This window comes from Nocardiopsis sp. TNDT3 (assembly GCF_003427465.1).
Classification (GTDB): Bacteria; Actinomycetota; Actinomycetes; order Streptosporangiales; family Streptosporangiaceae; genus Nocardiopsis; species Nocardiopsis dassonvillei.
Map to the genome: position 1 here is coordinate 1 of NZ_QPFC01000704.1, position 2,807 is coordinate 2,807.

Sequence of the window (2,807 nt, forward strand, 5' to 3'; positions counted from 1 at the left end):
CCCGTTCGGGGCGCCACCGCGCGGCGGTCACGGGGATCCCACCGTCTCCGGGGAGGCCAGATGCCGACCGACCGGGCGGAGGATGACGTGGCCCTGCCCCGGGTGGAAGCAGGAGGTGGCACCGCGCAACCTGGACAGGATCGGCATCAGGGCGTGGTAGCAGCACACCGAGGAGGGCAACCCCAACACCCTCGGGGTACTGAGCAGAAGGGGCAGTTCGGCGCGCAGGTAGGCCAGCCCGGCGCGCAACCTGGCCCCGTCCGGGTCCGGCTGGGCTCCGATGACGTGCCGTACGTGCTCCTCGCACGCGCGGCGGACTCTGGGGTCGGTGGCGTGCTCCCGGTCGAGGCGGTACGCGACGTCGCGGTAGCCGGGCAGGCCCGTGCACTGGGACAGGGCGCGCACGCGCACGTTCCCCGCGTCTGGGGCGGCCGCCTCCACGGCGCGCCGGATGCGCCGCCGCACGTCCTTGAGCGCCCTGTTCGCCCGCGACGACGCGTGCTCCCTGCTGCCACCTGACGCCATGTACATGGTGTCCAGGTGCAGGTCGGCGTAGAGCACGTCGACCTCGGCGAAGTGCCGCTGCGCCCATCGCAGGAGCTGCGCGATCCGCTCCTGGCTGAAGTAGCTGTTGCCGGCGCTGATCCCGATGAGCGCGTGCTCTCCGCGCTCGAACACGCGGCGGCAGGAACCGGTGAAGGGCAGGACGTCGAAGGCGTCCTCGGGCTCTGGGGGCGGCTCCAACTCAGTCGGAGATGACATCGGGATCCTCCAGGACGGTTGCCAGCCGCTCGCACATCTGGTCGAGCAGGGTGTCCAGTTCGTGGTCGCCCATCGGCCCGCACATGACGTCGTCCATCCGACCGCGCAGGGCGTCGAGTTCCGGGTGGTGCGGGCCGGTTCCGGCCGCGAGGGCGAGGACGCGCCGGGCGGCGTCCAGGCAGCGGAACGTGCCGTACTGCCGTGGCTCGTCCAGCAGGCCGCGGCCGCTGCTGAGCAGGTAGGCGGCGAGCAGGAGGAGTTCCTCGCCGACCTGTCGGACCTCAGGTTCCCCAGCGCTCATGGCTGACCACCTCGTTCCGGTCTCGTCGGGGTGCGGGTGCGAGTGGCCGGGCGGGGTGCCCGATCGGAACCAGGAGCAGGGGTTCCAGGTGGTCGGGCAGGCCCAGGAGCCTGCGGACGGGGCCCCTCCGAAAGCTCCCGGACGGGCATCCGCCCAGCCCCAGGCAGTGGGCCGCCAGGAGGAGGTTCTCCACCGCCATCGCGACGCAGAGCATGCCCTCGTCCCAGGAGTCCCCGGAGTCCGTGGAGTTGCCTGAGCCCCCCACGGCACGAGAGCGGTCGAAGCAGGCCGCCACGACCAGGGGCGAGAGTTCGATGATTCCGGGGGAGAAGGCGCGCAGCAGCCTCAGCGCCCGCCGCTCGCGGACGGCGACGAAGGCCCACGCCTGCTTGTTGGACGCCGAGGGGGCGGCGAGCATGGCGTCCAGCATGGGGTCGAGGAGGGAGTCGTCCACCGGCCGGTCGGCGAAGGCGCGTACGGCACGGCGGGTGGTCAGGGTCTGTAGGGCGTGTGATGACCGCTGAGAGGGGCACCGGTTCGCATCCGGCTCGCTCGAACCTGTGTCCACAGTATGCGATTTTCTAGGCACGCTCCGTAGTTTACCCTGTTATACGGCTCCATCGATGCCGCATAGGCGCATCTGGCCGCCCCTCTCCGCACCCCCGGAGGGGCACCACCTGAAAGGACCGCGATGTCCGCATCCGCACCCCCGAGTCCTTCGGCCACGAAACTGTTCGAGCTCATCACCGCCAGCTGGGTGGCGGCCGCCGTGAGCGCGGCGGCCGAACTCGGCGTCGCCGACGCCATGACCTTCAAACCCCTGCCCGTCGACGAGATCGCCGAGAGGATCGGCGCCGACGCCGACGCCCTCCATCGCCTCCTGCGCGCCTGCGCCGACCTCGACCTCGTCGAGGAGGGACCGCGGCGACACTTCGCCCTGACCGGGCTCGGCCGCGCCCTGCGCGGGGACGCGGCCGACTCCATGCGCGGCTACGCCCGGTGGGTCGGCAGCCAGGCCGAGCGGTCCACCATGGCCCACCTGGCCCAAGCGGTGCGGACCGGGCGCTCGGTGTTCGAGCAGGTGCACGGCCGGACGGCCTGGGCCTACCTGGACGAGCACCCCGAGACCGCGGCGGTCTTCGACGAGGGCATGACCGACATCTCCGCCCAGCTCACCCGGGGCGTGGCGGGCAGCTACGACTTCGGCGCGCACCACACCCTCGTGGACGTCGGCGGGGGCCGGGGCAGGCTGCTGGCCATCGTGCTGTCGGCCCATCCCGGTCTGCGCGGCGTGCTCTTCGACCGGTCCGAGGTGGTCGCCCACGCCGGACCGGTGCTGGAGGGCGTCCGTGAGCGGTGCCGCGTCGTCAGCGGGGACTTCCTCTCCTCCGTCCCCGAGGGGGGCGACGCCTACCTGCTGTCGAACGTCATCCACAACTGGGGCGACCAGGACGCCGCGCGGATCCTCTCCCACTGCCGTGAGGCGATGACCCGCGACGGGCGCGTCCTGCTCGCGGAGGTGGTGGTGCCCGACTCCCCGGGTCCCGCCCGGACCGCCAAGTTCATGGACCTGAGCATGCTCGCCCACTGCGACGGCAAGCAGCGCACCAGGTCCCAGTTCGCCGACCTCTTCGAGCAGGCCGGACTGAAGTTGACCCGTGTCCTGCCCAGCTTCGGGACCAGCGTCGTCGAGGGGGTGCGCGCCTGAGCGGCGCACCTGTGCCGCCACCGTGGACGTGGGGGG

The 2,807-nt window shown here is 72.0% G+C and carries 4 protein-coding genes; 1 reads left to right on the forward strand and 3 read right to left on the reverse strand.

Annotation, left to right across the window (positions count from 1 at the left end; all coding sequences use genetic code 11):
• Positions 1-27 precede the first annotated feature (27 nt).
• From DQW06_RS17495 to DQW06_RS17505, 3 genes are read right to left on the reverse strand one after another with little or no spacing between them, the layout of a single operon-like run.
• Positions 28-762, reverse strand: coding sequence for a tRNA-dependent cyclodipeptide synthase (locus DQW06_RS17495; RefSeq protein WP_071621716.1), 735 nt, complete (start codon positions 760-762; stop codon positions 28-30).
• Complete coding sequence (locus DQW06_RS17500; protein ID WP_013152195.1) at positions 746-1,063, reverse strand: DUF6092 family protein; 318 nt, start codon at positions 1,061-1,063, stop codon at positions 746-748. Before DQW06_RS17500 ends, DQW06_RS17495 begins: the two co-directional genes overlap by 17 nt.
• Entirely contained in the window at positions 1,044-1,559 is a 516-nt protein-coding gene (locus DQW06_RS17505; RefSeq protein ID WP_255418246.1) for a nitroreductase family protein, read from the reverse strand. Before DQW06_RS17505 ends, DQW06_RS17500 begins: the two co-directional genes overlap by 20 nt.
• Before the next feature lie 195 nt (positions 1,560-1,754).
• Here DQW06_RS17505 and DQW06_RS17510 point away from each other — a divergent pair, with 195 nt between their 5' ends.
• The gene (locus DQW06_RS17510) at positions 1,755-2,771 is read left to right on the forward strand and encodes a methyltransferase (RefSeq protein ID WP_013152193.1); all 1,017 of its coding nucleotides are present in this window, start codon (positions 1,755-1,757) and stop codon (positions 2,769-2,771) included.
• Positions 2,772-2,807: the final 36 nt, after the last annotated feature.